Origin of the sequence: Bradyrhizobium sp. CCBAU 25338 (assembly GCF_028128965.1) — a bacterium.
GTDB classification, from domain to species: Bacteria; Pseudomonadota; Alphaproteobacteria; order Rhizobiales; family Xanthobacteraceae; genus Bradyrhizobium; species Bradyrhizobium liaoningense.
Map to the genome: position 1 here is coordinate 341,848 of NZ_LFKY01000040.1, position 26,586 is coordinate 368,433.

At 65.5% G+C, this 26,586-nt stretch carries 21 protein-coding genes; 9 read left to right on the forward strand and 12 right to left on the reverse strand.

Features of this window, described 5'->3' with window-relative positions:
* Positions 1-3: 3 nt before the first annotated feature.
* From ACM42_RS26065 to ACM42_RS26080, 4 genes are read right to left on the reverse strand one after another with little or no spacing between them, the layout of a single operon-like run.
* Entirely contained in the window at positions 4-1,383 is a 1,380-nt protein-coding gene (locus ACM42_RS26065) for a glycosyltransferase family 4 protein (RefSeq protein WP_271530559.1), read from the reverse strand.
* Complete coding sequence (locus tag ACM42_RS26070; protein WP_271530560.1) at positions 1,380-2,120, reverse strand: ABC transporter ATP-binding protein; 741 nt, start codon at positions 2,118-2,120, stop codon at positions 1,380-1,382. Before ACM42_RS26070 ends, ACM42_RS26065 begins: the two co-directional genes overlap by 4 nt.
* Before the next feature lie 3 nt (positions 2,121-2,123).
* Positions 2,124-4,052: a glycosyltransferase gene (locus ACM42_RS26075; protein WP_271530561.1), complete on the reverse strand. Its 1,929-nt coding sequence runs from the start codon at positions 4,050-4,052 to the stop codon at positions 2,124-2,126.
* Positions 4,053-4,060: 8 nt separating this feature from the next.
* Positions 4,061-4,222, reverse strand: coding sequence for a hypothetical protein (locus ACM42_RS26080; RefSeq protein ID WP_271530562.1), 162 nt, complete (start codon positions 4,220-4,222; stop codon positions 4,061-4,063).
* A gap of 126 nt (positions 4,223-4,348) precedes the next feature.
* On the opposite strand from ACM42_RS26080, the gene ACM42_RS26085 reads away from it, so the two are divergent.
* On the forward strand, positions 4,349-5,227 hold the full coding sequence (locus tag ACM42_RS26085; RefSeq protein ID WP_271530563.1) for a DUF6502 family protein: 879 nt from the start codon (positions 4,349-4,351) through the stop codon (positions 5,225-5,227).
* The gene (locus tag ACM42_RS26090) at positions 5,224-6,417 is read left to right on the forward strand and encodes a DUF5666 domain-containing protein (RefSeq protein WP_271530564.1); all 1,194 of its coding nucleotides are present in this window, start codon (positions 5,224-5,226) and stop codon (positions 6,415-6,417) included. Before ACM42_RS26085 ends, ACM42_RS26090 begins: the two co-directional genes overlap by 4 nt.
* Before the next feature lie 133 nt (positions 6,418-6,550).
* Here ACM42_RS26090 and ACM42_RS26095 read toward each other — a convergent pair whose 3' ends face one another.
* Entirely contained in the window at positions 6,551-7,906 is a 1,356-nt protein-coding gene (locus ACM42_RS26095) for a peptidoglycan DD-metalloendopeptidase family protein (protein WP_271530565.1), read from the reverse strand.
* Between the two features lie 111 nt (positions 7,907-8,017).
* Complete coding sequence (locus ACM42_RS26100; protein ID WP_271530566.1) at positions 8,018-8,707, reverse strand: peroxiredoxin; 690 nt, start codon at positions 8,705-8,707, stop codon at positions 8,018-8,020.
* Positions 8,708-8,902: 195 nt separating this feature from the next.
* Here ACM42_RS26100 and ACM42_RS26105 point away from each other — a divergent pair, with 195 nt between their 5' ends.
* Positions 8,903-12,712: a YhdP family protein gene (locus ACM42_RS26105; protein WP_271530567.1), complete on the forward strand. Its 3,810-nt coding sequence runs from the start codon at positions 8,903-8,905 to the stop codon at positions 12,710-12,712.
* 157 nt (positions 12,713-12,869) lie between these two features.
* On the opposite strand, the gene ACM42_RS26110 is transcribed toward ACM42_RS26105, so the two are convergent.
* From ACM42_RS26110 to tyrS, 4 genes are all read right to left on the reverse strand, one after another.
* Positions 12,870-14,564, reverse strand: coding sequence for a methyl-accepting chemotaxis protein (locus ACM42_RS26110; protein ID WP_271530568.1), 1,695 nt, complete (start codon positions 14,562-14,564; stop codon positions 12,870-12,872).
* A gap of 365 nt (positions 14,565-14,929) precedes the next feature.
* The gene (locus ACM42_RS26115) at positions 14,930-15,367 is read right to left on the reverse strand and encodes a DoxX family protein (RefSeq protein WP_271530569.1); all 438 of its coding nucleotides are present in this window, start codon (positions 15,365-15,367) and stop codon (positions 14,930-14,932) included.
* Between the two features lie 218 nt (positions 15,368-15,585).
* A complete protein-coding gene (locus ACM42_RS26120) occupies positions 15,586-16,857 on the reverse strand; it encodes an MFS transporter (protein WP_271530570.1) in 1,272 nt (423 codons plus the stop codon).
* 57 nt (positions 16,858-16,914) lie between these two features.
* On the reverse strand, positions 16,915-18,168 hold the full coding sequence (gene tyrS, locus ACM42_RS26125; RefSeq protein WP_271530571.1) for a tyrosine--tRNA ligase: 1,254 nt from the start codon (positions 18,166-18,168) through the stop codon (positions 16,915-16,917).
* 165 nt (positions 18,169-18,333) lie between these two features.
* Here tyrS and ACM42_RS26130 point away from each other — a divergent pair, with 165 nt between their 5' ends.
* The 3 genes from ACM42_RS26130 to ACM42_RS26140 all read left to right on the forward strand — a co-directional run bounded on the left by ACM42_RS26130 (position 18,334) and on the right by ACM42_RS26140 (position 20,545).
* The gene (locus ACM42_RS26130) at positions 18,334-19,437 is read left to right on the forward strand and encodes an anhydro-N-acetylmuramic acid kinase (protein ID WP_271530572.1); all 1,104 of its coding nucleotides are present in this window, start codon (positions 18,334-18,336) and stop codon (positions 19,435-19,437) included.
* 97 nt (positions 19,438-19,534) lie between these two features.
* Positions 19,535-20,212: a glutathione S-transferase family protein gene (locus tag ACM42_RS26135; protein ID WP_271530573.1), complete on the forward strand. Its 678-nt coding sequence runs from the start codon at positions 19,535-19,537 to the stop codon at positions 20,210-20,212.
* A 9-nt stretch (positions 20,213-20,221) separates the two neighbouring features.
* Positions 20,222-20,545: a DMT family transporter gene (locus ACM42_RS26140; protein WP_271530574.1), complete on the forward strand. Its 324-nt coding sequence runs from the start codon at positions 20,222-20,224 to the stop codon at positions 20,543-20,545.
* Here ACM42_RS26140 and ACM42_RS26145 read toward each other — a convergent pair.
* Positions 20,542-21,189 carry an alpha/beta hydrolase gene (locus ACM42_RS26145; protein ID WP_024337874.1) on the reverse strand — a complete coding sequence of 216 codons (648 nt, stop codon included), beginning with the start codon at positions 21,187-21,189 and terminating at the stop codon, positions 20,542-20,544. The two genes, ACM42_RS26140 and ACM42_RS26145, sit on opposite strands and share 4 nt — an antisense overlap.
* A gap of 332 nt (positions 21,190-21,521) precedes the next feature.
* Positions 21,522-22,370: a LytTR family DNA-binding domain-containing protein gene (locus ACM42_RS26150; RefSeq protein ID WP_271530575.1), complete on the reverse strand. Its 849-nt coding sequence runs from the start codon at positions 22,368-22,370 to the stop codon at positions 21,522-21,524.
* Between the two features lie 182 nt (positions 22,371-22,552).
* On the opposite strand from ACM42_RS26150, the gene ACM42_RS26155 reads away from it, so the two are divergent.
* The 3 genes from ACM42_RS26155 (at position 22,553) to sufB (ending at position 26,544) form a co-directional block, all read left to right on the forward strand.
* The gene (locus ACM42_RS26155) at positions 22,553-23,746 is read left to right on the forward strand and encodes an acyltransferase family protein (RefSeq protein WP_271530576.1); all 1,194 of its coding nucleotides are present in this window, start codon (positions 22,553-22,555) and stop codon (positions 23,744-23,746) included.
* Between the two features lie 48 nt (positions 23,747-23,794).
* The gene (locus ACM42_RS26160; protein ID WP_271530577.1) at positions 23,795-24,934 is read left to right on the forward strand and encodes a cysteine desulfurase family protein; all 1,140 of its coding nucleotides are present in this window, start codon (positions 23,795-23,797) and stop codon (positions 24,932-24,934) included.
* A gap of 113 nt (positions 24,935-25,047) precedes the next feature.
* On the forward strand, positions 25,048-26,544 hold the full coding sequence (gene sufB, locus ACM42_RS26165; RefSeq protein ID WP_271530578.1) for a Fe-S cluster assembly protein SufB: 1,497 nt from the start codon (positions 25,048-25,050) through the stop codon (positions 26,542-26,544).
* Positions 26,545-26,586 lie beyond the last annotated feature (42 nt).

Consider the following 26,586-nt stretch of genomic DNA (forward strand, 5'->3'; position numbering starts at 1 on the left):
CGCTTACTGTGCTGCGACCAGGCTTTCTCTGGGCTTCTCATGGCCGAGGAAATCCCGGGCCTGGGTCTCGTAGCCGAAGCGTTCGGCGAGCTCGTGGCGCCGCGCCCGGATCCTGCCGCGGCACTCCTCCTGCCGCGTCAGCACGCGGGTGACGGAGGCGGCGATCGCCTCCGTCGAGAACGGGTCGAAATAGTCGGCGAGCTCGCCCGCGACCTCGCGGAAGACGGCGATGTCGGAGCACAGCACCGGCGTGTTCGCAGCCAGCGCCTCGATGATCGGCACGCCGAAACCTTCGGCGAGGCTCGGCATGATCAGGCCGTGGGCTTCCGCGATCAGGGCCGCCTTCTCGTGCTCGTCGACATAGCCGGCGAAGCGGACGTTGGGCGGGAGGTCGCGCATCCGGCTGATCTCGCCGGTATAACCGATCACGACGAGATCGGCGTGGGGAACGTTGCGGAAGGCGCGGACGACGGCGGCGACGTTCTTGCGTGGCTCGTTCGAGACGATGACGACGAAGCTCGGCCGCCCCGGACGCCCCGACGGGGCTGGAAGGTGCAGGACATCCGGGGCGTCGAACCGGGTGCGGGGATACACGACCCGCGCCGGCAGGTGCGCAAATTGCGGCAGCAATTCCCTGAACCGCATCATGCTGTAGTTTGAAACGAAGGCGAGTTCGTCGGCCTGGCGCAGGCTGGTGCGGATTCGCGCCAGGAACTGCCGCGTGGCGATGTCGCTGAGCTTGAGGTCGGTGAGCGGCAACAGGTCGTGGACGATGCAGATCACCTTGGCGCAGGGTTTGCGCCTGATCACCACCCGTGTCGGGGTGTCCACGACGATCACGTCGTAATCGCGCGCGTCGATCCGCGGCGGTGGCAGCAGGAAGAAGGCCGAGGCGTCCTGATAGTTGAAGAATCCCGGCTCGAGCTGAAAGTCGCCGAACAGCTCGAGGTGCCTCAGATCCGGCGGAATGTATTCGAGCGCGGCGGGCCGGTTTTCGATCAGGAGCGTGGGCAGGCCGATCAGGCCGAGCGCGCGCAGGAGGCAGACGATGTTGTCCCGCGACAGCAACAGGCCGGCCCTGCGGCGGAGCCAGTCGAGTTTGCGGAGCGTACCGCTGAGCGTCACCGGCCCGCTCACGTTGATTTCGTCGAGGTAGCGATAAAGCGCAAGCAGCTCGATGTTGCGCGATTGCGCCGCGAACAGCCTCGTACGCCGCTCGCGCCGGCAGAGCTTGCGGTAGCGCTTCGTGGTCTCCACCACCAGCGTGAGCTCGTGACCTTCCGAGGCGAGCGAACGTACCAGTTCCCGGGTGAAGTGGAAGATGCCGCGCTTGTGATTGGGTTGTCCGAGCGACTCGGAGACCACGAGGATGTTCTGCTTCATGCGCGTTTCTCGCGGAGCTCGAAGGCGTTGGGGACCGGCGGGGTGACCGTGACGGTCGAGGCGATGCGGCCGTGATCGAGATTGATGATGCTGGTGCAGGTGCGGCGCAGCAGCAGCTGGTCGTGCGAGGCGATGATCACGATCGCCGCCTGTGACATGAGCTTGAGGAGCCGCTCCTGCGCTTTCTCGGCAAAGTGCTCGTCGACCACGTTGAGCCATTCGTCGAGCAGGAGGATGTCGGCCGGAAAGGCCGTGGCGGTCGCAAACAGCACCCGCATCAGCATGCCCGAGGAGAACATCCGCAGCGGCAGCCGCTGCATGCGCGCCTCCAGCTCGGTGAAGGCCCAGATCTCGTCGATCACGCCGCGGGTCGGCTTGCGGCCGCTGATCCGCAGCAGCAGTGCGATGTTGTCCTCGGCCACGAAATCCAGGTTGACGCCGGCATTGAGGCCGAGCAGGGGCACGACTTTACCCTGAATCGCGACGCTGCCGCTGCTTGGTGGATAGACGCTGGCGATCAGCCGCAGCAGCGTCGACTTGCCGGAGCCGTTGGCTCCGGCAAGTCCGATACGGGCACCGGCTTCAGCCTGGATGGTGACGTCGTCGAGGGCGCGGATGATCCGCATCTCGCCAGGCTCGCGGATGAGACGGCCGAGCAGCCGCCGTTTCAGCGAATGGTCGTAAGCGCCATAGAGTGGATAGTCGAGGCAGACGTTGCGCAGGCTGATCGAGACCATGCATCAGATCCAGAACGCGGCTTTTCGCAGGTGGAGCAGCGTCAGCACGCTCGCAACGATCAGAAGCGCCAGCGCGACGAGGACATAGACGATGCTGACGGGGTCGACATGGCCGCCGGCCAGTGGCTCGCGCCACACCGCGAACAGATGCGTCAGCGGATTGATCCGCATCACCGTCGAGCGGTGGTTGATCATCTCCGACGACCAGATGATGGGCGAGGCGAGGAAGGCGAGCATCAACGTGGACTCGATGATTGGCTTGAGGTCGCGATAGCGTGTTGCCATCGCACCGAGAACGAGGCTCAAGGCGAAGGTGCAGACCACGAACGCCAGGAGGCCCGGCAGCGCCGCCGGCGCGTGGGAGAGCTCGTGGCGGGACAGGATGAGCCATAGGACGAGTGGGACGCAGGCGTTATGAAGCGCGAACAGCGCCTGGCGGAACGTGCATTGCAGCAGGAAGATGACCGGCGGCAGCGCTCGGTCGCGGATCAGGCTCGCGGAGTTCTGGAGCGCCGTGGTGGCGTCGAGCACCACGCCGTTGAGGAAAGTCCAGGCCGTCATCGACAGCGCCAGCATGGGCAGGCGCGACAGCATGTCGTCGTTCGACATCTGGCCGATCACCGAGCCCAGCACCGCCACCACGATCGCCATCTGGAGCGACATCCAGAACGGGCCGAGCAACGAACGCACGTAGCGGTGGCGCATGTCCGACCAGGCCAGTGCCGCCGCGATCCGAACGCAGTCCAGCCAGGCGGTCGTTTGAAGCGGCTTCGCGGTTGCTGGTCGCTCCTTGCCTGGTGCGGCAACGGCATCGCGGTAGACGGTCTCCATGCCTTGCCTGAAGGCCGTGGTCGAGTAGCGGGTGAGGGCGCGCGTGCGCGCTGCTAGCCCCATGCGACGGCGTCGCTCGGGATCTCGGATCAGGATATCGATGGCCTCACCCAGCTTCGCGACGTCGCCGGGCGGCACGGTGATCGCCTCCATGCCGTGGCGGGCGACACGCGGCACCGCAGTGTCGAGCGCCGTATTCACGACCGGGCGGCCGGCGGCCATGGCCTCGAGCTGGACGAGCCCGAAGGTCTCGGCATTGGTCACCGACGGCATCACGAAGACGTCGGCGAGACACATCAGCTTGATGCGTTCGCAATCGTTGACCGAGCCGAGCAGGCGGACGCGGTCATGAAGGCCGAGTTCCTGGATCAACTGCTCGAGCCGCGGCCGCTCGATGCCCTCGCCGATGATCCAGACCTCGAAATCGTGCGCGGCTGCGGCGCGGACCAGCACGTCGAAACCCTTGTAGGGCACGAGCCGGCCGCAGGCCAGCACGAGCCGGCCGCGGTCTTTGACATGGTGCGGCTCGATCTTCGGCCAGTCATAGCCGGTGGTGTCGATGCCGAACGGCACGACGCGGCATTTGTCCTCGAATTCGCGCAGCAGCGGCGTGTTGTCGACCAGCGCGTGGTCCGAGACGATGATCGCCTTGGCGCGGCGCAGCGTTCGCCGCATCAGAGGTTCGACGAGCCAGCGCAGGCCGGCATGAGTGACGATGTCGGCGTGCCAGTGCACAACCAGTGGACGCCTCGCGCCGAATCCGAAGGCGAAGACGAGGTCGGCGAGAGGGAAGGGGGCATGGAGCGCGAGCAGATCGTGCTCGGCGATCCTGCGCCACAGTCGCCAGGGATAGGTCGGGGCGGCAGGCAGCGACATGATGTTGCCGAACGAGCGCACGCGCTCGACCCGGACGTCGTTGACGACGATCTCGCGCCGTTCGGCCGATTGCGAGCAGACCAGCACGGCGGAGGCGAAGGCATCCTTTAGGCTCGCGCAGATGTCGCGGATCACCGTGAGCGTCCCGCCGAACAGGTCGGGATAGTAGACCTTGAAGATGTGCAGCACCGACGGGCGGGGCGGGGCGTCGCTGGTGTGATGCATGATGGCGGTCAGCCTGCGAGAAGCGCTGCGAGGAACGGTGCGGCCAGCACCGAGATGAAGATGACGCCGCGCAGCAGCGCCGGCAGCATCGGCTCGATCGCGCCATGTCTCCAGTCGGGAGCCGGCACAGCACGCGGTGAACTGGAAATGCGGACCAGGCGGTCAGCCATGGGTGAAGTCTCTCTATGTCGCGCCCCTCAGTGGCGTCTCGTATATGTGGGAAAATTTACCACGTCAATTGCAACACGGAAAAGTGTGGGATTGTGTCCCACGTGTTGCATTGGTACAATTCAGACATGAATGCCAAGTCCGGGTCCAAAGCAGCGGCACCGCAGCCGAATGCCGCCGCGAAGCTGCACGCGCCGCTGGCGCGGCTGCTGCGCCCGCTCGTGCGGCTCTGCATCCGAAGCGGCATGACCTTTCCGGCGTTGGCGCAGCTGCTTCGCGAGCTGTTCGTCAACGTCGCCGAGCACGATTTCGCGCTGGAAGGAAAGGAGCAGACCGACAGCCGGGTCAGCCTGCTCACCGGCATCCATCGCAAGGAAGTGGCGCGGCTGCGCGGCGCCGGCGCGCCTGTGCACGAGGCGCCGGCGGCGGTGTCGCTGACCAGCGCGGTGATCGCGCGCTGGCTCGCCGCGCCCGAGTTCACCGATGCCAGGGGCGAGCCGCTCGCTTTGCCGCGCACGGCCGAGGGTGATGCGCCCTCGTTCGAGCAGCTCGTCGCCTCGGTCACCAAGGACGTGCGCCCACGCGCGGTGCTCGACGAGTGGATCGACCGCAAGCTCGTCACCATCAACGAGGCCGACGAGATCGAGCTGGTCGAGGCCGCGTTCGTGCCGAGCGGCGAGGACGACGGCAAATGGCACTATCTCGGCCGCAATCTGCACGACCACATCGCGGCCGCCGCGGAAAATGTCTCCGGGCCCGCGCCACGCTTCCTCGAGCGCGCGGTGCACTACAACAACATCTCGCCGAAGCTGGCGCGGCGGCTCGAAGCGCGCTCGCGAGAGCTCGCCATGGACGCGCTGAAGACCGCCAACCGCGAGGCCAACCGCGCGCTGGCCAAGGACAAGGGCGGCAATGCCCGCTGGAATTTCGGCATCTACATCTACAGCGAGGGTGCCGACGAGGAGGGTGAAGCGAAGGTGCGTGGCAAAGAAGGCGGTCCTTCATGAGCCGGCCGCCGGTCATCTCCCGTCGCCTGCTGCTGGCTGGATTCTGGCTCGCCGGCACGGCCATCGCCCGTGCACAGGTCAAGCGTGGCACCGATCAGGGCATCGGTGGCACCGGGATCACGCGCGGTGATGATCACGGCATCGGCGGCACCGGCATCGTCGGCGTGATCCAGCGTTTCGGCAGCATCTACGTCAATGGCGAGCGCATCACTTACGCGAGCGACGTGCCGGTCCGGATCGACGGGGAGGCGGCCAGCCCCAGGGCGCTGCGCATCGGCCAGCTCGTGCGCGTGGTTGCGATCCGTCAGGCCGACGGCACGCTCGTCACGCGCAACATCACGGTCGCGAGCGAGGTCTCCGGTCCGATTGAGCAGGTGAAGGGCAACGAGCTGACCGTGCTCGGCCAGAAGATCTTCGCCGGTGACAAGGCGAGCAAGCTCCGGACGGGTACGCAAGTCGCCGTCTACGGCTTGCGCCGGACTGACGGGGTCATCGTCGCAAGCCTGGTGGAGCCGAGGCGCAACGCGGCCGCGCGCGTGACGGGCTTGGTCGAGCGCGGGCCGGACGGCTTACGAATCGGCGGATTGAAGCTGCGCGGCGTCGATCCCCTGCTGGTCGGCCAGCGCGTCCAGATCGAGGGCCGCGCGAGCCAGGGGGCGATGCAGGCGGCGCGCACGCGGATCGACGATTTTTCGGATCTCGTCGGCGCCAGCCGCCTGTCGATCGAGGCCTATGTGCAGCGGGCGGGTTCGAACCTCCAGCTCGGCTCCGGGCTCATTGCCCGTGACGGCTCGCGCTTCGGCCCAGCCGCCGGTGAAGCGCGCATGGTGGTCAATGGCGTGTTCGACCGGTCGCGCGGGCTTCAGCTCGATTCGGCGCAGGCTGTTGGGCAATTCCCGGGGTCGCCGGGGCAGGCACCCGGCGGAGCGGGGCATCCCGGGCGCTCGCCGGGCGGCTCGATCCTGCATCCAGATCGCGGCACCACCCCTGGCGGCGGCCAGCCCGGCGCACCAGGCGCGCCTGCGCCAGGCGCGGGGCCTGGCGGGCCATCCGGCTCTGCGCCGACAGGACCGAGCGGCCCGTCAGGTCCCGGCGGTCTGGGCGCGCCCGGCGGGCCGATGGGACCCGGTGGTGGAATGGGTGGTGGCGGCTTCGGCGGTCCCGGAGGCGGAATGGGTGGCCGGCGCTGAGGGCCGCTTACGGGACAGAGAGAAGCGCGGGACTAAGGCATGATCCGGAAAAGTGCGCAGCAGTTTTCCGAAAGGATCATGCTTAAGCAACAACCTGAAGCGCGATGACGATTCATCCCAATCGCATCGCGCTTTAGCCCGCGCTGAGACGCACGCCGGCGCGCAGGAATTTCTGCGGATCGACTGCTTCGCCCTCAATGCGGGTCTCATAATGCAGATGCGGACCGGTGGAGCGGCCGGTCGAGCCGACGAGCCCGACGACCTGGCCGATCTTCACGATCTCACCGACCCTGACATTGATCTCGGAGAGATGGCCGTAGCGGGTCGACAGCCCGTTGCCGTGGTCGACCTCGACCATGCGGCCGTAGCCGCCGGACCAGCCCGCCGAGACCACCTTGCCGTTGGCGGTGACGCGAACGGGATCGCCGGTGGCGGCGCGGAAGTCGAGCCCGGTGTGCATCGCGGGCCGCCCGAGGAAGGGATCGCTGCGCACGCCGAAGCCGGAGGTGAACTCGACCTCGCCGATGACGGGCTTGCGGTAGGGCACCAGCGCGAGCGTGCGGTTGAGACGGTCCATCTCGGCGCGCGTGGTGTTGATGCGATTGAGCTGCTTCTCGAACGGTCCGGCGTTGGGGGTCAGCCTGACGGGTACGAAAGGCCCGCCCATCGCGGAGCGCGGCACGGCGGCTTCGAGACTGGCGAGGTTCAGGCCGAGATCGCTGACCACGCCGCGCATCCGGCGCATGCGTGAATCCATGCTTTCCTCGACGGCGTTGAGCGTCGCCATCTGGCGCCGCTCGACCTGATCGAGCGAGTTCGTGAGCCGGGCCAGCACGTTGTCGAAACCGTGGTTCTTGGCGAATTGGCTGGTCGGCGGCGCCGCGACGGTCGGAGCGCGCGATTCGAGGCGCGCTTCGCGGTCCGGCGGCGCCACGAAGATGACGGTGTCGCTGATCGGCGACGGCTTCGGTGTGGCCTGGCTAGCATCGCCGCGCTGCGGGGCGGAGCGGGGAATCGAGCCGGTCACGTCGGGCATGGCTCCGAGCGCCGTGGCCCGGGACTCCAGCGCCGTTTGGCGCTTCATGATCTGGTCGAGCTTCTGGTCGAACTGTTCCTGGTCGAGCAATTGGCGGCTGGTGGCGCGGTCGACCTTGGCGCGCAGCTCGGCGATGCGGTCCTCATAGGCATATTGCATCTCGGCCTGACGGGCGATCAGCCGGGTCAGGACGTCGTCGCGGAACGCAAAGTAGGTGGCCGTCGCGGCCGACCACAGCCCGAGCAGCACCACGGTGCCGACCACGATCCAGAACACCACAGGGCCAAAGCGGACCTGCTTGCCGGCATGGACGATGGTGTAGGCATCGTCGGCGGCGGGCAGGGGAATCGCGGCGACCGCCGCCGGGGCGGCCGGACGGCGATGGAGGACGCGTCCGTGGTCATGAGGATGATGTTGGGGGTAGTGCGAGTATTGGGCAGAACTTTTCGACATCGGCACTCCCGCGCCGGTCGGATGGGCTCCTTGCGGCTCAATTGCCGCAGCAATCTGGGCTGGTCATGGTTAATTTTCCGGAAACGGGAACGGGCGAATTCAACGGACTGGTTAAAGGCTTGTTGCCGCTTCCAGCACCTCGTCGGCATGGCCGTCGACCCGGACATTGCGCCAGATCCGGGCGACCCTGCCGTCGGTCCCGATCAGTATCGTGGTGCGAAGAATTCCCAGGAAGCTTTTGCCATACATGGATTTTTGGCCCCAGGCGCCATAGGCCTCCAGCATCTCATGTTTCTCATCCGAGATGAGGGGCACGCCCAGCTTGTGCTTGTCGCGGAACTTCTCCTGGGCCTTTAACGGATCGGCGGAGATGCCGAGCACGGCCGTGCTGGCGGCAGTGAAGGCGCCGGCCAGGCGGGTGAAGTCGATCGCCTCCCGGGTGCAGCCGGGCGTATCGGCTCGGGGATAGAAGAACAGGACGAGCTTTCGCCCAGCATAGTCAGCCAGCGTGACCACGTCGCCGCCGTCGCGGGGCAGGCGGAAGGCGGGGGCCTTCTGGCCCTCAACCAAGCCGGACTTCGCCTGAGCGGGCGGGGAGGTCGTTTTGGGTGATTTTAACTGTTCCGATGCGGCCTTATGTGATCCTGCTTTTGCTGTGGTCCCGGTTGATTTGCCTGCCGGTGTCCGCTGTGTTTGCGCGGACCTTGCTTGAGTCGATGCCCGCGCTTTTGCGGTCTTCTTTTTGGCGGTCGAACTGCCGGAGGACGTTTTGGACGATTTCTTTCGGGATTTCTGGGACATACGCCTTCCTTTCGACGCTTTCGGCGGGTCAATCGAAGCGGTATTGCAGCCCTCGTCCGGCGTGCCGGAATCGCGCCCTCGGCTGGGCAAGTCTGACGACGCCGGAGTATGGTTACAAGGAATTCCACCGACCACCCCACTGCTCGTTGAACGCGCTCCCGGGGCGAAATGACGAACAGCAGGAATATACGAGGTATGGCGGCAGTGCCGGCGCAGGGAGCACCACTTCCCGTGGCCGGCTGCGGTCCCGGCGGCGCTCAATCCTATGACGGGCGCCTGTATCGAGAAGCAATGGCAAGGAATACGTCGCCCCAGGACTACAACCGGGATTTCGATCGGCGCGGCGGCCAACATGAGCCGCAGGAATGGGACGACGCCGAGTGGGATCCGGATCAGGAAGCGGCGGCGGGCCATCGCGCGCGGCGGCTGCTGGCGCGTTCCGGTTCGGGCTTCCATCGCTTCGGTGGCGGATTCGGCGGCTTGCGCCGCCGGCTGGGTGGTGGTCGCTGGCTGAAGCGCATCGCGGTGGTTCTCGGCACCCTGCTCATCATCTTCGTCGGCTGTTTCGGCGCGCTGTGGTGGCGGCTCGGCGCCGGTCCCATCAATCTGGACATCGCAACGCCATGGCTGGCGGCCGCGATCGAGGACAATATCGGTCACGGCAACACGGTTGAGATCGGCGGCACCCAGATCGAGCGCGCCGGCCGGGTCCGCATCGCCGTCCGCATCCGAGACATCATCGTTCGCGACCGCGATCACGCCATCGTCGCCAGCGCGCCGAAGGCCGAGGTGAAGCTGTCGGGCGCGGGTCTCCTGATGGGGCACCTGCGCGCCGAAAGCCTCAATCTCGTCGATGCCGAGCTCGCGATCCGCATCGCGCCCGATGGCACCGTCACCGTGTCGGCCGGCGATACCGCGAAGCCGCTGGCGACCGGCGTCGCCTCCAAGAAGGACGCGGGCCTGCCGCCGACTTTCCCGCGCAACGGCGTCCCACCGCCGCCATTCGCGACCGGACCCGCGAGCCCGGAGGTGTCGCAAGCCGCACCGCAGGCGACAGCGCAGAGTGGCATTCTCCAGGGCCTCGACTGGCTCGACAGCCTGAGCATGACCGGCCTCGACGGCCAGAACCTCAACGAGATCGGCCTCAAGAACGGCAACCTGATCGTCGACGATCAGCAGCGCGGCAGCAAATGGTCGTTTGAGAACATCACGCTCAGCCTGCGCCGGCCGAGCCGTGGCGGCGTCGCGCTCAGCCTCGGCGAGGAGGGCGCGCGCCCGTGGATGCTGCGCGCCACGATCGGTCCCGCCGAGAACGGCGTGCGCTCCGTCGACATCAAGGCCGACAAGGTCTCGACCTCCAACATCCTCCTGGCGCTGCGGGTGAAGGACTTCACCTATACCGCCGACCTGCCGCTGACCGGCGAACTCAAGGGCGAGCTCGGCCGCGACGGCGTGCCGACCTTCTTCCGCGGCAAGATCGCGGTCGGAGCCGGCAACATCATCGACACCGACACGCCCGACTATCCGATGGCAATCGACTCGGCCGAGATCAATGTCGAGTGGGACGCCAACCGGCGCGTGCTGGTCGCTCCGTTCAAGATTCTCTCCGGCGCGAACCGCCTGACGCTGCTGGCTCATCTCGAGCCGCCCAACGGCAGCACCAACGACTGGCAGCTCGGCTTCAGCGGCGGTTCGATTCTGCTCGGCGGCATCGACAACGAGCCGCCGCTCGTCTTCAACCGCATTGCGATCGGAGTCCGATTCGATACGGATCACAAGCGCCTCTTGCTGACGCAGGCGGACATCAGCAATGGCGAGATCGGCGTCGCCGGCACTGGTGCCATCGACTATTCCGGCGAGCCGCGGCTGACGCTGGGCTTTGCGGGAACGCCGATGTCGGCCTCGGCCTTGAAGCGGATGTGGCCGACGCTGATCGTCCCCGAATTGCGCGAATGGGTGATCGAACGGATCGAGCGCGGTACGCTCCAGCGCATCGAGATCGGCATCAACTCGCCGACGAAGAACCTCCCGCGCAGGGGCCCGCCGATTCCGGACGACGGCCTGTCGGTCAACATCGTGGCGAGCGGCGTCTCGGTCCGCCCCGTGGACGGCATGCCGGTGGTGCGCGATGCCGATTTGAAGGCGCGTGTGACCGGGCGCACTGCGACCGTGAACATCGGACAGGGCGTTGCGGATACGCCTTCGGGGCGCAAGGTCACGATCTCCGACTTCGTCTTCGAGGTGCCCGATATGGCGCCCAAGCCGTCGCCGTCGCGGAGCAGGTTCCGGGTCGATGGCCCGGTGCCCGCGGCCGCTGAAATGCTCGCCAATGATCGGCTGAGCGATCTGTCGTCGACAGTCGTCGATCCCAACACCAGCAAGGGGACGTTCTCGGCGAACATCCAGCTCGGCATGCCGGTCAAGGGCGAACTGACCAAGGCTGACACCACGTATGCCGTCACTGCCGACCTCAACGGCTTTGCCGCCGAGAAGCTGGTGATGAACCAGAAGCTGGAGGCCAACAACCTCAAGATCGTCGCCAATAACCAGGGCTACCAGGTCAAGGGCGACGTCAAGATCAACGGCCAGGCGGCCTCGCTCGATTATCGCAAGCCGGCCGAGGGCGATGCGGACGTCCGATTGCAGGCGACGCTGGACGATGCCAGCCGCGCGCGCCTGGGATTCGATCTGAGCCCCGCCGTCAGCGGATCGTTGCCAATCAAGCTCTCGGGCAAGATCGCAAGTGGCACGGATCAGACGACCAAGCTCGGCGTCGAGGCCGACCTGACCTCGGTCAAGCTCGACAACATCCTTCCCGGCTGGGTCAAGCTGCCGGGCAAATCCGCCAAGGCGAGCTTCAAGGTGGTGCCGACGGCGCAATCGACGCGTTTCGAGGACATCGTCATCGACGGTGGCGGAGCCTCGATCAAGGGCTCGCTCGAGATCGACGCGAACGGCGATCTCATGAACGCCAACTTCCCGACCTACGCGCCGTCCGACGGCGACAAGGCGTCGCTCAAAGTAGAGCGCAGCCAGGACGGCGTGGTGCGCGGCACCATGCGCGGCGACGTGTTCGACGGCCGCGGTTTCCTGAAGTCGGCGATCTCAGGCAATTCCAGGGACGACGGCAAGAGCAAGCTGAAGAACGTCGATTTCGACATCGACGTGAAGCTCGGTGCCGTCGCCGGATTCAACGGCGAGGCCATGCGCAGCGTCGATGCCAAGATGTCGAAACGCAACGGCGCCGTCAAAGCCTTCACGCTGAGCGGCAAGATCGGCCGCGACACACCGGTGGCAGCCGATCTGCGCGGCGGCCGCGCGCAGGGCAGCCGCGAGGTGATCTATCTGCAGACCAACGATGCCGGCGCGCTGCTGCGCTTCACCGACACCTACACCAAGGCGGTCGGCGGCCAGATGGTGGTGGCGATGGAGCCGCCGACGTCCGAGCCGAACGCCTCGCGCGAGGGCCTGATCAATGTGCGCGACTTCATGGTGAAGGGCGAGGCGCAGCTCGAACGCGTTGCCGCCGGCGCGCCCAACGGCACCGGGAATGGCGTCTCCTTCAGCGCGCTTCGCGCCGAGTTCACGCGGCAGAACGGTGCGCTCACGGTCCGCGACGGCGTGGTCAAGGGGCCGATGATCGGTGCCACCATCGAGGGCTCGATCGACTATCCCGGCAACCAGGTGTGCATGAGCGGCACCTTCGTGCCGATGTACGGCGTCAACAACATCTTCGGCCAGATCCCGTTGTTCGGCATCTTCCTCGGCGGCGGCAACAACGAGGGACTGATCGGCGTGACCTACGAGGTCGTCGGCACCCCGGCGGCCCCGGTGATGCGCGTCAATCCGATCTCGGCGATGGCCCCCGGCCTGTTCCGGAAGATCTTCGAGTTCAACACCGGGAAGCAGAACTCGCCGTTCGACGAATTCCCGTCGCAGTCCAACGACGGCTCGACGGGATCGACGCGCCAGCTGTCGAGCGGTTGCAGCCTCGCGCGGCGATAAACGCCCACATTCCCAAGTGCTCGTCATGCCCGGGCTTGTCCCGGGCATCCACGTTCTTCGTGCGGCGCGGCCAAAAACGTGGATGGCCGGGACAAGCCCGGCCATGACGAATGTGGCGACGCTTTCGCGCTAAACGTCTCGAGTCGGGGGTGGCGCGTTAGGCGGCGCGCACGCCGGCCAGGAACGTCCCGACCTCGCCGGAGAGCTGCTCGGCCTGCTTGGAGAGGTTCGAGGCCGCAGCGAGCACCATGCCGGCGGCGTTGCCGGTCTCGTTGGCGGCAGTGGAGACGACGCCGATATTGGTGGTGACCTCCTTGGTCGCCTCCGCCGTCTGCGAGACGCTGCGGGCGATCTCGGCCGTGGCGGCGCCTTGCTCCTCGATGGCGGCGCCGATCGAGGTCGCGATGCGGCTGACCTCCTCGATGGTGGCGGTAATGCCGCCGATCGCATCCACCGCTTCCTTGGTCGCGCCCTGGATCTGGGCGATCTTGTCGCCGATCTCGCGGGTGGCTTCCGCAGTCTGGCTCGCCAGCGACTTCACCTCGGAGGCGACGACCGCAAAGCCGCGGCCGGCTTCACCGGCGCGGGCCGCCTCGATGGTGGCGTTGAGCGCGAGCAGATTGGTCTGTGCCGCGATGCTGGAGATCAGCTCGGCGACGTGCTCGATCTGCTGGGCGCCGTCGGACAATGCGCGCACGATGGTGTCGGTGCGGCGGGCGCTGTCCACGGCGCGGCCGGTGACCTCGGCGGATTGCGCGACCTGACGGCTGATCTCGGTGATGGAGGAGGAGAGCTCTTCCGCGGCGGCCGCGACGGTCTGGACGCGCTGGCTGGCTTCGGTGGCGGCCGAGCCGACCACGGCGGCGCGGCTGTTGGTGCCTTCGGCGGTCGAGGACATCGACTTGGCGGTGGCCTCGAGCTCACCGGAGCCGGAGGCCATCAGGCCGACGAGCTGGCCGACGGAGGCATCGAAGCGGTCGGCAAGCGCGATCAGGGCCTCGCGCTTCTCCTGTTCGGTGCGCGTCTTGGTGGCGGCCTGTTCGGCCTCCAGCGCGCGCGCTGTCAGAGCCGTCTGGCGCAGGATTTCGAGGGTCTCGGCCATGCGGCCGATCTCGTCGCCGCGATCGGTCTCCTCGACCGGCTTGTCGATGGCGCCTTCGGAAATCTCCTGCATACGATTCTTCTGGCGGTCGAGCGCGCCGAGCACGTCGCGGGCGATCAGCCAGGACAGCGTCGCCATCAGCAGCATCAGGCCGATGCCGATTGCGCCGAGCTCTAGCGTCAGCGCGCGCACGTCGGCGTCGATGTCGTCGACATAGAGGCCGTAGCTGATGGTCACGTTCCAGGGCGCGAATTTACGTGCGAACACCATCTTGCGGACCGGCTCGGTCTGGCCGGGACGGGGATAGAGATAGGAGGTCACGCCGCCCTGCGCGGTCTCGCTGCCGGCCTTGATGATGGCGTCGGCGATCAGCACGCCGTTGGAATCCTTGGCGCCGGTGATCTTGCCTTCGAGCTGCTGGTTGGCGCCGTTCACGACCAGGGAGGTGTCCTGATTGTAGACCACCGGATAGCCCTGACCGCCGTTGAAGCTCATGCGGCGGCCACGCTGGTGGAACAGGGCCTTGGCGTCGGCTGGCGTCAGCTTGCCGGCGGTCACTTCGTCCTGGAGCGATTGAGCGTAGTTGAAGAGGAGCTCCACTGCGGTCCGCATCTGCTGGACGCGGTCCTCCATCATGCGGCTCTTGCTGAGCACGGCCGATACGCCGATGATGGCCGTGACTGTGAGAGCCGCAAGGCAGACCATGCTGGCGAGCTTGGTGCGGATCTTCAGATTGCTCAGCAACTTCATCACAGCCCCTACGGAATGGTTGTTATTGCTCGCATGGGTAGCATGAAGTTCTTACCAATCATGAACATAAGCGCGCAGAAGCGCGCCGCGCGAAAGCAGCGGTGCAGCCTTATGCGCAAGCCTGCAACCAAATCGACGACAGGTGTCGATGCAGGCCAATGCAGATGCCGGAGAGAATTGGTCTTTCGCTTTGGCGGTCAGCCAGCCTGGCAGGAGCGCTCATGAATCGATTCGTTCACCGAATCATCATGTCCGTGCTGCTCGTGGCGGTCCTCGTTCTCATCTGGAACGTGCTGGGGACGCGGTGACCGGCACCGGCAGATCCGCCGGTGCCGTCTTACTTTCAGGTTAACCGGCGAAGCGCATCAGCGCCGCGCATAGGCGCCGCCGCCTGCGTCGCTCTCCTTGCCCATCGCGGCATCGACGCTCACCGAGCCGCCGCCGGCCGCCGAGAGATAGAGACAGGCGAAGCAGAACAGGATCGCGGCGGTGCCGCCGTTCAGCAGCGGCAGGAACACCGGCGTCTCGCCCTTGAACATGTGGCCCATGAAGTAGGCGAAGGCCATTTCACCCGCGAGGATGAACGCGGTGAGCCGCGTGAACAGGCCGAGCATCAGGAGCGCGCCGAGCACGAGCTCGATCGCGCCGGCCGTCCAGATCAGCGGCGGAATGTTGGCGAAGTAGGGAAGCACCGGAAACTTGAACAGCTTGGCGACGCCGTACTGGAACAGCAAGAGGCCGGTGACGAAGCGAAACAGGCTCAGCAGAACCGGTTGAAAGCGAGAGAGATAAGGAAAGTCCATTGGTTTGCCCTCCATCCAATGCTGCGACTTGGACCGTATTCAGTTTCGTCTCGCAAGCCACCTACGATCAATTCCGCGCTGACATTTTTGTCATGTCGGACAAAACACCGCAGGCCCGGCTTTTCAGCCGCGCGCGATCCGCCTTTTTTGCGAGTTCGCCTCAGGCTCGTAGGTAATATCCCGGTGACGCCAAGGGATGCAGGTTACGTCGGGGAGACCTACTCCCGCAAGGCGGGGACGATCAGGAATGGAATCATTCCGAGGATCACGCTCGCAAGCGCGAAGACCAGCAGGAGATTGTAGCCGTGCGTTGCATCGTGAATCAGACCGCCGCTCCATGAGCCGAAGGCCGAGCCCAAGCCGCTGCCGATCGAGATCGTGCCGAAGATGGTGCCGACGCGCTTGCCGCGAAAGATCTTCATCGCGGTGGCGGTGATCAGCGGCCCGCGGGAGCCCATCATGCTGCCGAAGCAGACGACGAAACCGGTGAGCAGGATGACGTTCGGATAGTACTGCAGCAGCCAGAGCAGAACGATGCCAAGGATCGAGATCGCGTAGCTGAGCAGCACCGACGGCCGGCGTCCGATCAGTCCGTCGAGCGCGGAGACGCCGAGCATGCCGAACACCAGCACGACGCCGGAGAAGCCCCAGGCGGTCGCAGCCTGGAGCGGCGGAAAGCCGGCGTCGATCAAATAGGCCACGATCTGCGCGGCGATGGAATACATGCCGACCGCGGTGAAGAAGAAGGTCGAGAACAGGGCCCAGAAGGCATGGTGACGCATCGCGCTCACAAGCGTCCAGCCGCTGTCGACGAAATCCGGATCGCTCTTCTTGGTGACGTGCGGTGAGCCGGCCGCGAACACGCGCCAGGGCAGGAGCAGCAGCGGCACCAGCAGCCCGAGCGCGGCGAGGCCATAGACCTGATAAGTTTCGCGCCAGCCGAGATGATCGATCAGAAGCTGCGAGGCCGGAAGCAATGCCAGCACGCCGCCGCCCATCGCCGAATAGACCACGGCCATGGCGGTCGGCAGCTTTGGGCCGAACCAGCGGCCGAGCAGGATCGAGTTGGGCACATTGCCGATGAAGGCGACGCCGATGCCGAGGCAGATGCCGATCGAGAGCTGGAATTGCCAGAGGGCTTGCGAATGGCTCGCGATCAGAAAGGCCGAACCGAGCAGGACCAACCCGAGCGCATAGACGATGCGCGGTCCGGAATGATCGAACAGGCGCCCGACCAGCGGTGCGGTCAGCCCGCTGACGAGCCAGGTCAGTGAATAGATCGAGACGGCCTGGGCACGGTCCCAGCCAAGATCTTCGGAGATCGGCTTGAGGAAGACGGTGAAGCTCTCGCTCAGCCCGCGGCCAAGAACCGCCAGCGTAAAGCACAGGCCGAGCACGACGAGAGCGGTGCGCACCGCGTTCGGCCTGGTGCTTCCGGCTCGTTCCTTGCTCGCTTCCGCTGTCGTTTCCTTGGGCGTGTTCTGGTCCATTGCCGGTCAGGAGGCGCGCTTCGACGCCGCCTGACAAGCAGTGAAAAGCTCATACGCCTATGCAGGCTTGATGAGCACGTGCTTCTTCTTGCCGAAGGACAGCTTGATCACGCCTTCCGGCGTCAGATTGCCCGCCGACAGCGCCATCTTCTCGTCGGTAATTGGCGCGTCGTTGACGCGCAGGCCGCCGCCCTTGATCTGCCGCCGGGCTTCGCCGTTGGAGGCAACCAAGCCTGCCTTGACGAAGGCGTTGAGCACGCCGAGGCCGGCGTCGAGCTCGCCACGCGGAATTTCCACCGTCGGCAGGCTTTCGGCGAGCGCGCCTTCCTCGAAGGTGCGGCGCGCGGTCTCCGCCGCTTCGTTCGCAGCGTCCCGGCCGTGCAGCAGCGCGGTTGCCTCGGTCGCGAGCACCTTCTTGGCCTCGTTGATCTCCGAGCCGCCCAGCGCCTCGAGCTTCCTGATCTCGGCGATCGGCAGCGTCGTGAACAGCTTCAGGAACTTGCCGACGTCGGCATCCTCAGTGTTGCGCCAGTACTGCCAGAAGTCATAAGGGCTGAACTGGTCGGCGTTGAGCCAGACGGCGCCTTGCGCGGTCTTGCCCATCTTGGCGCCGGACGCGGTCGTCAGCAGCGGCGTCGTCAGCGCGAACAGCTGGTGCGTGCCCATGCGGCGGCCGAGATCGACGCCCATGATGATGTTGCCCCACTGGTCCGAGCCGCCCATCTGGAGGCGGCAACCGGTGCGCTTGGCCAGCTCGACGAAGTCGTAGGCCTGGCAGACCATGTAGTTGAACTCGATGAAGCTCATCTCCTGCTCGCGCTCGAGGCGCAGGCGCACGGAGTCCATGGTCAGCATGCGGTTGACCGAGAAGTGCCGGCCGACGTCGCGCAGCATCTCGATCCAGTTCAGCCTGGTCAGCCACTCCGCATTGTCGAGCATGATGGCGTCGCTCTTGCCCTCGCCATAACGCAGTACCTTTGCGAACACGCCGCGGATCGATTCCTTGTTGGCCTCGATCTCGGCGACGGTGCGCATCGCGCGTGTCTCGTCCTTGCCGGAGGGGTCGCCCACCATGGTGGTGCCGCCGCCCATCAGCGTGATCGGCTTGTTGCCGGACTGCTGGAGCCAGTGCAGCATCATCATGGTCAGGTAATTACCGATGTGCAGCGAGCGGGCGGTGCAATCGTAGCCGACATAGGCGATGGCTTCGCCCTTGGCGGCAAGCGCATCCAGCCCCTCGAAATCGGAGCACTGGTGGATGAATCCTCGTTCCTGCAGGATATTGAGGAAATCCGATTTAAATGCAGTCATCTGTCGGCGTGCCTGACAATTCTTGGTTTACTGTTTTGGGGGCAATTTAAGGGTCTTCCGCGGGAACCCGATGACCGCCCGCCACTTGGCGCGTTGGCATTATAAGATGTGTCCCTCTGGCACAAGATCGGCAGGCCAGGGCGGGTCTCTTGAGGACGCTGATCCATGATGTTGACGGCACTCGGTCTGATGAGCGGCACCTCGCTGGATGGGGTGGATGTCGCGCTGATCGAAACCGATGGAAAACAGGTCAAGGCGTTCGGGCCGTCCGGCTACCGGGCCTACAGCCCGGCCGAGCGCAACCTGCTGCGCCAGGCGCTGAGCGAGGCCGTGCAGCTGCAGCAACGCGACGCCCGCCCGGGCATTCTGGCCGATGCCGAGCGTGCGGTGACGCGGGCCCATGCCGAGGCGGTCACTGCCTTCCTCGCCCAGAACCGCATGAGGCCGGAGGACATCGACATCGTCGGCTTCCACGGCCAGACCGTGCTGCACCGGCCCGAAAAACGGCTGACGGTCCAGATCGGCGATGGGCCGGCACTGGCCAAGGCGATCCATATTCCCGTCATGTATGATTTCCGCGCGGCCGACGTCGAGGCCGGCGGGCAGGGTGCGCCTTTCGTGCCGGTCTACCACCGGGCGCTCGTCCAATCGCTGCAGCGCGAGGGGCCGATCGTCGTGGTCAATATCGGCGGCGTCTCCAACATAACCTATATCGACGGCAACGACGCGTTGATTGCCTGCGACACGGGCCCCGGCAATGCGCTGCTGGACGATTTCATGTACCGCACCATGAACCAGGCGTTCGATGCCGAGGGCAAATTCGCAGCGCTCGGCAAGGTGGATGAAGCCTGGATCGCGCGGGCGCTGGAGCTGCCGTTCTTCGCGCTGCCGCCGCCGAAATCGCTCGACCGCAACGACTTTGCCGCCCTGAAGCTCGGCGACGTCGCGCCGGCCGACGGTGCCGCGACGCTGACTGCCTTCACCGCGGCGGCGATCGCCCGGGTCATTCCGCTGTTGCCGCGGCGGCCGCGCAGCTGGATCGTCTGCGGCGGCGGCGCCCGCAACCTGTCCATGCTGCGCATGCTGCGGGAGCGGGTGGGCTCGGCAACCGTCGAGGCCGCCGAAACGCTCGGCTGGGCCTCCGACGCCATCGAGGCGCAGGCCTTCGGCTTTCTCGCCGCCCGCGGCTTGAAGGGCCTGCCGCTGTCCTATCCTTCCACTACGGGCGTGCCGATGCCGATGACGGGCGGGGTCATGGCGCGGCCCTGAGATCGCGGCCGATTAATGCAGATGCATTGATCTTGACGAGTGCATGCAAATGCATCTATGTTGGATGCAGTTGCATCAACCTGTCGGGATCGCTGCCATGACCGCCTCGCTCAAACTGATCAGCCACAAGCTTTGTCCCTACGTGCAGCGCGCCGTGATCGCGCTCGAGGAGAAAGGCGTGCCGTTCGAGCGGATCGACATCGATCTCGCCAGCAAGCCCGACTGGTTCTTAAAGCTGTCGCCACTCGGCAAGGTGCCGGTGCTTGTGGTGACGACGGAGAAGGGCGAGGTCGCGCTGTTCGAGAGCAACGTCATCTGCGAGTACATCGAGGAGACGCAGGGCGGTGCGAAGCTGCATCCGGCGGATGCTTTGAAACGCGCCGAGCACCGCGCCTGGATGGAGTTCGGCTCGGCGATCCTCGGTGATCTCTGGGGCCTGGAAACCACGACCGATCCGGCGACGTTCGAGAACAAGCGTCAGGCGCTCAAGGCGAAATTTGCGCGCGTCGAGGCCGCGCTCGGCGCAGGTCCATTCTTTTCCGGCGACGCGTTCAGTCTCGTCGACGCCGTGTTCGCGCCGATCTTCCGCTATTTCGATCTGTTCGACGAGCTGACCGAGCACGGCATCTTCCGCGATGTCCCGAAGGTCCGTGCGTGGCGCGCCGAGCTCGCGAAACGTCTGAGCGTGCGCAGCGCCGTCGGCGCGGACTATCCGCAATTGCTGCGCGCCTTCCTCGTGCGGCACGACGCGCATCTGCTCAAGCTTGCGGCCTGAGCGCGCGCCATGTCTCCGTCGTTGGCTTGGGCCATGCTCGTGCTCGCGGGCCTGCTCGACGTCGGCTGGGCGATCGCGATGAAAAATGCGGAAGGCTATACGCGGCCCGGCTGGAGCGTCGCGTCGCTCGTGCTGCTCGCTGCCTTCGTCTTCCTGCTGGGACGCGCCTTGAAGGTGCTCGAGGTCGGCGTCGCCTATTCGGTCTGGACCGGCATTGGCGCCGCCGGCACCTTCCTGATGGGCGTGGTGCTGTTCGGCGAGTCCTTGAGCGCGATGAAGCTTGCGGGCATCGCGCTCGTCTTGATGGGGATCGTCGCGCTCAAGCTGGCTTAGCGCACGTTGGCCAGACGCATGTCCAGATACGCCGTGATGGTTTCCATCAGCGGCTCGAGCTTGGCGTCGAAGAAATGGTTGGCGCCGGGGATGATCTGCTGGTCGATCACGATGCCCTTCTGCGTCTTCAGCTTCTCGACCAGCGTGTTGACGTCCTTGGGCGGCACAACCGCGTCCTTCTCGCCATGCACGATCAGGCCCGACGACGGGCAGGGTGCGAGGAACGAGAAGTCATAGAGGTTCGCGGGCGGCGCGATCGAGATGAAGCCTTCGACCTCGGGGCGGCGCATCAGCAGCTGCATGCCGATCCAGGCGCCGAACGAGAAGCCGGCGACCCAGCAGGCGCGCGCTTCGGGATTGATGGTCTGCGCCCAGTCGAGCGCGGCGGCTGCATCCGACAATTCGCCGGTGCCGTGGTCGAACGAGCCCTGGCTGCGGCCGACGCCGCGGAAATTGAAGCGCAGCACCGAGAAGCCGCGATGCGCGAAGGCGTAGTAGCACTGGTACACGATCTGATGGTTCATCGTGCCGTGGAACTGCGGATGCGGATGCAGGATCATCGCGATCGGCGCGTTCTTCTGCTTGGCCGGGTGATAGCGGCCTTCGAGACGGCCCGCAGGGCCGGTAAAAATGACTTCAGGCATGGATGTCTCTGATTGAGTCCCTTGGAGGTGATCCCTGCGCAATCAACCGACTGTGGCTCCATCAGCGTTGCGGCCGACGGGAGCACGAATGAGGGTGGAGAGGCGCGCCCTCGGATGATGCGCGAGTGGCGCGCAGGTGAACTGACGCGCGCGTTCTAACACGAGGCAAGGGTCAAAAAGCAAGCATCTTCGACATCTCTCAATGGGCTCAAGAGCTTAGTCAGTCACGGCAGCGTCATCTTCGGCCTGCCGCCCCTGATCGGGACCTGCCCGAGGTCAACCGCAGAACGGCAGGAGCCGGCCGCCGCAGGACAGCCCTCAACCAATTGGAATCACGACTGTTTCGCCGGTCGATCGGCAATGTTGATTCCGGGGTCGGTTCGGCTTCCGAGCGCGACGACCGCCGGCCGGTAACGTCGGCTGCCCCCGAGCGACTGCCCGTTGTCGAAGGCGAGCTCGAAATCTCCTGAAGGCTTGAGGTCCACGCCGCGCACCCGGTCGAGATTGGCAAGCCTGGTCCGATGAACGCGGACGATGGAAAATCGCGCCAGCTCGCTTTCCGCGGCCGCCAGCGTGCCCCGGATCAGGTGCTGGCTGCCGTCGGCGAGGCTGTATTCGATGTAGTTGCCGGCGGACGCGACCCAGAGGATGTCGTGCGGCACCACGCGAAGGCGGCGCGTACCGTCGCGCAGCCAGATCACATCCGGCGATGAAGCCTGTTGGGGGCCCTGTGGTGCCGGCGGAGCGGCCGCGGCGCTCTTCAGCTCGCGGCGGCTTTCGAGCAGCCAGATCGTGCCGGCGATCAGGACGACCGCCACGGCATCCTTGCGGAATTCGTAAAGGACCGTCGCAAGCGAGAAACGGAAATCGTAGGCGCCTCCGGCGAGCCAGAGCGCAAGCTTCCGCACCCAGACCATGCCGCTGATGTGGAGCGCCGAAAAGCCGAGCAGGGTGATCGCACCGATTGCTGCGCGGGCGGCAAGGCCGGGTGTCCGGCGCATGCGGCGGACCGCCAGCACCAGGATCGGCAGCAGCAGCAGGATGACGGCAATGCTCGACATCTCCCAGAACAGCCGCCGGCCGATGTCGTAGCGGTCGCCGCGCCAGGCGGCGTCCTGAGCGCCCGAAAACGCGTTGACGATTCCGATCGCGAGCGCAACCGCCGCAATCGCGGCAAACATCGTCCGGTCGCCGCCGCTGGTCCCAAAGGGCCCGCGACTCGTCCCGGCCGCGGGCGGCTCGTCCCCCCGCGTCCGATTCTGATCCCAAACCGGCTCGACGCGCGCCGCCGGCGGAGCATTTTCGGTGTCAGCAGCCATGGCCCGGAAACCGCGTTCGTCGTTCCGTCAAGGAGCAGAATACCATGACAACACCACAGCAGTTCCAAAGCTCGGACAGGCGCATCGATCTGGACTGGGTGCGGATTTTAGCCTTCGGGCTGCTGATCTTCTACCACGTCGGCATGCTCTACGTGTCCTGGGGATTTCACATCAAGAGCGTGCACCGGCTCACCTGGCTGGAACCGGTAATGCTGTTCCTCAACCCCTGGCGGCTGTCGCTTCTGTTTCTGGTGTCCGGGGTTGCCACACGCTTCATGCTGGACAAGTCGAGTCTCGCCTCGCTGGCCGGTGCGCGGTCGGCGCGGCTCTTGATCCCGCTGATCTTCGGCATGCTCATCATCGTGCCGCCGCAGTCCTACCTCCAGATCGTCGAGAGCCTCGGCTATTCCGCGGGCTTTTTCGATTTCTACACCCGGCACTATTTTGTCTTCGGGGCGCAGTTCTGTCCGAACCCTTGCATCGTGTTGCCGACCTGGAACCATCTCTGGTTCGTGGTCTATCTGTGGGTCTACACGATGGCCTTGCTGGGCGTGCTCGCGCTTTGGCCGGCCGGCGCTGACTGGCTCAGCCGCAAGCTGGCCGTCTTGCTCGCCGGGCCATGGCTCCTGATCGTGCCGTGCCTGCTGTTTGTGGCTTGGCGTCTGGTGCTGTTCCCGGCCTTCCCGTCGACGCATGCGTTGTTCGGTGACTGGTACAACCACGGGGACCACGCCACGGCCTTCCTGATCGGCTTTCTGCTGGCGAAGCAGGAAGGGATCTGGCGCAACGTCGAGGCCCGGCGCTGGGTGGCATTGGTCGCTGCGGCCATCTGCTTCTCGGCCTTCATCCTGGTTCGCTTCGGTCTGTTTGCGCCATCGCCGGCGCTGAAGTGGGGCGCCGCCTCGGCCTATGGTGGCTACCAATGGCTCGCGATTGCAGCCGTGCTGGGCTTTGCGCGGCGCTACTTCACGGCCGACGGCGCCGTGCGTCGCTATCTGACCGACGCGATCTTCCCGTACTACATCGTGCATCAGACCGCGATCATCGTGATCGCCCATCAATTGCATGACACCGGTATGCCGGCCGGGATCGAGGCGTCCATCGTCATCGTTGGGACCGCACTCACATGCGTGATGACCTATGAAATCGTCCGGCGCATCGCCTGCCTGCGGCCGCTGTTCGGATTGCGGGCGGTGCCGCGGACGGTTCTCAGGACGGAGCAGCACCAGCCGGTCTGATACGCTCCGTCCCGTTGGTCCGCTGGCAAAAGGTGCTAAGAGGGCGAGATGCTGACACGTGTCTATCTCGACTGGAACGCGACCACGCCGCTGCGCCCCGAGGCGCGGGCGGCGATGGTCGCGGCCTATGACCTCGTCGGCAATCCGTCATCGGTCCATGCCGAGGGCCGGGAGGCGCGACGGCTGGTCGAGGAGGCCCGCGCCGCGCTGGCGGCCGCGGTCGGCGCGCTGCCACGAAACGTTATCTTCACCTCAGCTGGAACCGAGGCCAATGCGCTGGCGCTCTCGCCGGGTCTGCGGGGGCCGTCGGGAGGCCCCGTCGAGCGGCTGCTGGTCTCGGCGGTTGAGCATGCTTCGGTGCTGGCGGGCGGCCGGTTCCCGTCGGATAGGATCGGTCTGATCCGGGTCACGCGCTCCGGCGTGGTCGACCTCGAGGATCTGAAGGTGCAGCTCAAGGACGGCCCGCCAGCCCTGGTCTCGATCATGGCCGCCAATAACGAGACCGGCGCGCTCCAGCCCATCGCTGAGGCCGCAAGCGTCGTCCATGAGGCCGGCGGTCTCCTGCACGTCGATGCGATCCAGGCACTCGGGAAAATCCATTTCGATATCAATAAGGTAGGTGCAGATCTTGGCGCCTTTTCTGCGCACAAGATCGGCGGCCCCAAGGGGGTCGGCGCACTGGTGATGGCCGACGGGATGGTCGGCCTGGAGCCGGTGCTGCGTGGTGGTGGGCAGGAGCTCAACCGTCGGGCCGGAACCGAGAATGTCGCGGGGATCGCCGGCTTCGGGGCGGCGGTGAAAGCCGCGCTTCAGGCTCTGCCGGAGGATTTGAAGCGAATGGCAACTCTCAGAGATCGTTTGGAAAATGGCCTTCGCGACGTTGCCGGAGCGACGGTCTTTGCGGATGACGTGGAGCGGATACCGAATACCGTGCTTTTCACCGCGCCAGGCCTGAAGGCCGAAACTGCCGTGATCGGCTTCGACCTGGAGGGGATCGCCGTCTCCTCCGGTTCCGCCTGCTCCTCCGGCAAGGTCCAGCCGTCCCACGTCCTGTCTGCCATGGGCTACGACCCCGCGGTCGCCCAGGGAGCGGTGCGCCTCAGTCTGGGCTGGTCCACGGAGCCAGATGACATCAATAGGGCGTTAGAGGCTTGGCGAAAGCTTGGTAATACCCTACTTAAGGGCTAAGCGACGAAACACGGCTCGAACGGTTCTAAGCCCGTGCTTTCCGCAGAGAAATATCGTAATACTCGACCGAGTTTGATCCACCGCGGTCCTTGAAACCGCGAGCGGAGGATGAAATGCCAGCCGTACAAGAGACGGTCGAGCGCGTGAAGCGCATCGACGTCGACCAGTATCGTTATGGGTTTGAGACCCTGATCGAGTCCGACAAGGCCCCCAAGGGGCTGTCGGAAGACACCGTCAAGTTCATCTCCGAGAAGAAGAACGAGCCCGCCTGGATGCTCCAGTGGCGGCTGGAAGCCTATCGGCGCTGGCTGACTATGACGGAGCCGACCTGGGCCCGCGTCGACTATCCCAAGATCGACTTCCAGGATCTCTATTACTATTCGGCGCCGAAGCCGAAGAAGACGATCACCTCGCTCGACGAGATCGATCCGGAGATCCTGAAGACCTACGAGAAGCTCGGCATCCCCTTGCGGGAAGTCGCCATGCTCGAAGGCGTCGAGCCCAAGGTGGGCGAGGAAGATCCGGCCCGCCGCAAGATCGCGGTCGATGCGGTGTTCGACTCGGTCTCTGTGGCCACCACGTTCAAGGCCGAGCTGAAGAAGGCCGGCGTGATCTTCATGCCGATCTCGGAGGCGATCCGCGAGCATCCTGAGTTGGTGCAGAAGTATCTCGGCTCGGTGGTTCCGACCTCGGACAATTTCTACGCGACGCTGAACTCGGCGGTGTTCTCCGACGGCTCGTTCGTCTACGTGCCGCCGGGCGTGCGCTGCCCGATGGAGCTGTCGACCTATTTCCGCATCAACGAGCGCAACACCGGCCAGTTCGAGCGCACGCTGATCATCGCCGACAAGGGCTCCTACGTCTCCTATCTCGAAGGCTGTACGGCGCCGCAGCGCGACGAGAACCAGCTCCACGCCGCCGTGGTCGAACTCGTCGCGCATGACGATGCCGAGATCAAATATTCGACGGTGCAGAACTGGTACCCCGGCAATTCGGAAGGCAAGGGCGGCATCTACAATTTCGTCACCAAGCGTGGCGACTGCCGCGGCAACAATTCCAAGATCTCCTGGACCCAGGTCGAGACCGGGTCCGCGATCACCTGGAAATATCCGAGCTGCATCCTGCGCGGCGACAATTCGCGCGGCGAGTTCTATTCGATCGCGATCTCGAACGGCTATCAGCAGGTCGACAGCGGCACCAAGATGATCCATCTCGGCAAGAACACCACGAGCCGGATCATCTCCAAGGGCATCGCCGCCGGCAAGTCGCAGAACACCTATCGCGGCCTCGTCACGGCGCACCGGAAAGCGACCGGCGCACGCAACTTCACCGCCTGCGATTCGCTGCTGATCGGCGACAAATGCGGCGCGCACACCGTGCCGTACATCGAGGCGAAGAACTCGTCGGCGACGTTCGAGCACGAGGCGACCACCTCGAAGATCTCCGAGGACGTGCTGTTCTACTGCATCCAGCGCGGGCTCAGCCAGGAAGAGGCGGTCGGTCTCGTCGTCAACGGCTTCGTCAAGGACGTGCTGCAGCAGCTGCCCATGGAATTCGCCGTGGAAGCGCAGAAGCTGATCTCGATCTCGCTCGAAGGGTCGGTCGGCTAGCTCCGACCTCATCCTGAGGAGGCCGCGCAAGCGGCCGTCTCG

What these genes read in the sequence shown, in the direction of transcription:
- ACM42_RS26065 (WP_271530559.1), bottom strand. Translation starts at nt 1,383, where the DNA reads ATGAAGCAGAACATCCTCGTGGTCTCCGAGTCGCTCGGACAACCCAAT.
- ACM42_RS26070 (WP_271530560.1), bottom strand. Translation starts at nt 2,120, where the DNA reads ATGGTCTCGATCAGCCTGCGCAACGTCTGCCTCGACTATCCACTCTAT.
- ACM42_RS26075 (WP_271530561.1), bottom strand. Translation starts at nt 4,052, where the DNA reads ATGCATCACACCAGCGACGCCCCGCCCCGCCCGTCGGTGCTGCACATC.
- ACM42_RS26080 (WP_271530562.1), bottom strand. Translation starts at nt 4,222, where the DNA reads ATGGCTGACCGCCTGGTCCGCATTTCCAGTTCACCGCGTGCTGTGCCG.
- ACM42_RS26085 (WP_271530563.1), top strand. Translation starts at nt 4,349, where the DNA reads ATGAATGCCAAGTCCGGGTCCAAAGCAGCGGCACCGCAGCCGAATGCC.
- ACM42_RS26090 (WP_271530564.1), top strand. Translation starts at nt 5,224, where the DNA reads ATGAGCCGGCCGCCGGTCATCTCCCGTCGCCTGCTGCTGGCTGGATTC.
- ACM42_RS26095 (WP_271530565.1), bottom strand. Translation starts at nt 7,906, where the DNA reads ATGTCGAAAAGTTCTGCCCAATACTCGCACTACCCCCAACATCATCCT.
- ACM42_RS26100 (WP_271530566.1), bottom strand. Translation starts at nt 8,707, where the DNA reads ATGTCCCAGAAATCCCGAAAGAAATCGTCCAAAACGTCCTCCGGCAGT.
- ACM42_RS26105 (WP_271530567.1), top strand. Translation starts at nt 8,903, where the DNA reads ATGGCGGCAGTGCCGGCGCAGGGAGCACCACTTCCCGTGGCCGGCTGC.
- ACM42_RS26110 (WP_271530568.1), bottom strand. Translation starts at nt 14,564, where the DNA reads ATGAAGTTGCTGAGCAATCTGAAGATCCGCACCAAGCTCGCCAGCATG.
- ACM42_RS26115 (WP_271530569.1), bottom strand. Translation starts at nt 15,367, where the DNA reads ATGGACTTTCCTTATCTCTCTCGCTTTCAACCGGTTCTGCTGAGCCTG.
- ACM42_RS26120 (WP_271530570.1), bottom strand. Translation starts at nt 16,857, where the DNA reads ATGGACCAGAACACGCCCAAGGAAACGACAGCGGAAGCGAGCAAGGAA.
- tyrS (WP_271530571.1), bottom strand. Translation starts at nt 18,168, where the DNA reads ATGACTGCATTTAAATCGGATTTCCTCAATATCCTGCAGGAACGAGGA.
- ACM42_RS26130 (WP_271530572.1), top strand. Translation starts at nt 18,334, where the DNA reads ATGATGTTGACGGCACTCGGTCTGATGAGCGGCACCTCGCTGGATGGG.
- ACM42_RS26135 (WP_271530573.1), top strand. Translation starts at nt 19,535, where the DNA reads ATGACCGCCTCGCTCAAACTGATCAGCCACAAGCTTTGTCCCTACGTG.
- ACM42_RS26140 (WP_271530574.1), top strand. Translation starts at nt 20,222, where the DNA reads ATGTCTCCGTCGTTGGCTTGGGCCATGCTCGTGCTCGCGGGCCTGCTC.
- ACM42_RS26145 (WP_024337874.1), bottom strand. Translation starts at nt 21,189, where the DNA reads ATGCCTGAAGTCATTTTTACCGGCCCTGCGGGCCGTCTCGAAGGCCGC.
- ACM42_RS26150 (WP_271530575.1), bottom strand. Translation starts at nt 22,370, where the DNA reads ATGTTTGCCGCGATTGCGGCGGTTGCGCTCGCGATCGGAATCGTCAAC.
- ACM42_RS26155 (WP_271530576.1), top strand. Translation starts at nt 22,553, where the DNA reads ATGACAACACCACAGCAGTTCCAAAGCTCGGACAGGCGCATCGATCTG.
- ACM42_RS26160 (WP_271530577.1), top strand. Translation starts at nt 23,795, where the DNA reads ATGCTGACACGTGTCTATCTCGACTGGAACGCGACCACGCCGCTGCGC.
- sufB (WP_271530578.1), top strand. Translation starts at nt 25,048, where the DNA reads ATGCCAGCCGTACAAGAGACGGTCGAGCGCGTGAAGCGCATCGACGTC.